The sequence below is a fragment of the Vibrio sp. Vb0349 genome, from assembly GCF_033338975.1.
Window position 1 is genome coordinate 1 of sequence record NZ_JAWOTS010000143.1, and the last position, 1,570, is coordinate 1,570.

At 43.7% G+C, this 1,570-nt stretch carries 2 protein-coding genes and 1 pseudogene; 1 reads left to right on the forward strand and 2 read right to left on the reverse strand.

Features of this window, described 5'->3' with window-relative positions; all coding sequences use genetic code 11:
• Together R7Q47_RS23980 and R7Q47_RS23985 are read right to left on the reverse strand one after the other, a co-directional pair.
• Positions 1-206 (reverse strand): annotated as a pseudogene (locus R7Q47_RS23980) (MipA/OmpV family protein); the annotation flags it as partial.
• 216 nt (positions 207-422) lie between these two features.
• A complete protein-coding gene (locus R7Q47_RS23985; RefSeq protein WP_020834930.1) occupies positions 423-947 on the reverse strand; it encodes a copper resistance protein NlpE in 525 nt (174 codons plus the stop codon).
• A gap of 376 nt (positions 948-1,323) precedes the next feature.
• On the opposite strand from R7Q47_RS23985, the gene R7Q47_RS23990 reads away from it, so the two are divergent.
• Positions 1,324-1,570, forward strand: a 247-nt coding sequence (locus tag R7Q47_RS23990; protein ID WP_318089675.1) for a DUF134 domain-containing protein, incomplete at its 3' end; no start/stop codon positions are given.

Genomic DNA, 1,570 nt, shown 5'->3' on the forward strand with positions numbered 1-1,570 from the left:
AAGTCTTCACCGTGGTAACCACCGTTTAGGATTGGTGCAGTATTGTGTTTTTGATCTTTAAATAGGTCACTACCTTGAGCTACGCCCACTTCCGCAACCCAACCACCTTGGTTGTTGTAGATGTTGCCGTTACGGATGTATGTGTCACCTGCCGTTGCGGTGCCAGCTGCTGCCAAAGTTAGTAGTGCGATAAGTGTCTTGTTCATTTGTATTTCCTGTACCGTTTATTTTATTTTGAACAGTGTACAAAATGGTGTTGTAAGCCTCTATCAGCAAAGCGTATGGAAATGTATGGCTTTCGGTGATTTCGCTTTTTGCTTAATGACAAAACAGTATGGTTGGGGGAAGGGAAGGTTGAGGAGGACAAAAAAACCGAGCTTGGGGAGGCTCGGTTTTCAACATCTATCAGGTCAGAGTGGCGATTATTGTTGCTTTGTTAGGTTGTAAAACGAAGCTAATTCGCCAGTTGCTTTCTCACCGTTCATGTCTAGCATCATAAGCATGTTCTCGCCTACGAAGTATTGGTTTGGTGCGTCTTCGTCGGTCAGCGTTACGATGCTGCCGTTTTCATCCCAAGTGAAGTGGCCTTCTGATTTGAACTTGCCATCTTCTTTGTCTTGGTAGTTTTGCTCAAGCACGTAGCTGCCATCTTGATTTAGCGTCAGAGTTACGTCGATGCCTGCGCAATCAGCACATGGTAGTGTGCCTTTGTAAACGCCATTCCAATCTAGCGCGTTTTTCGCGTTGTGTTCTGAGTCTACAAACGTTTCTGTGGTGATCACTTGTTCTTCTTCCACTGGTACTGCATCGACAGGCAATTCAGTGTCAGTGACTTCCATTTCTACTGCTTGAGGAGCTTCAACTGCACTTGTTTCTACTGGTTTCTCGTCTTGACAGCCTGCAAGAATAATTACCGCACCAGTTAACGCCAACATTGTCTTTTTCATTTTATCCCTCTTTAAATCAAGATTTTGTATGCCATTAATATTAGCCCTGTTTCCGACGTTTACGTCATAACAAAGCAATAGAATGATCTATCTGTGTCAATAAAACCGGTGTTTTTGGCGCTATCCAAGCGTCGCGCCATGACTTGGAGACAAAGTAGTCAGAATCATCAAACGCATGTAAATGCTTGAATTGTAGGACTGAGTATTGAGCTGGATTTAAGCAAGTGGCAATTGAAGATGCGTTGTGGTGTGAAAACAGTCAGCATCTTATTAAATACGATTTTTGCAAACTTAGATTATTGGCATATGCCAAAAATGTTATTGGCATATGCCATAATTTGGGCGTAACGTAGCACAGTGTTTGAGAGGGACGATAATGGCAAGACCAAAAATAGAAAGAAGAATATGCGGCCGTGCAGCGCACCATTGTTTCAAGCCCAATGGCGTGCCATTCCATCAGTTGGAGCAAGTCGCCATATTGCCAGAAGAACTTGAAGCACTGCGCTTGGCTGATTTAGAGGGACTCAGCCAACAACAAGCCGCAGATCAAATGGGCATATCTAGACAAACTTTTGGCAACACAGTAAAAAGTGCGCGGTTCAAGGTCGCAAAAAGTTTAGTTG

Excerpts from the sequence above, each read along its gene's own strand:
- R7Q47_RS23985 (WP_020834930.1), bottom strand. The coding sequence starts at position 947 with ATGAAAAAGACAATGTTGGCGTTAACTGGTGCGGTAATTATTCTTGCA.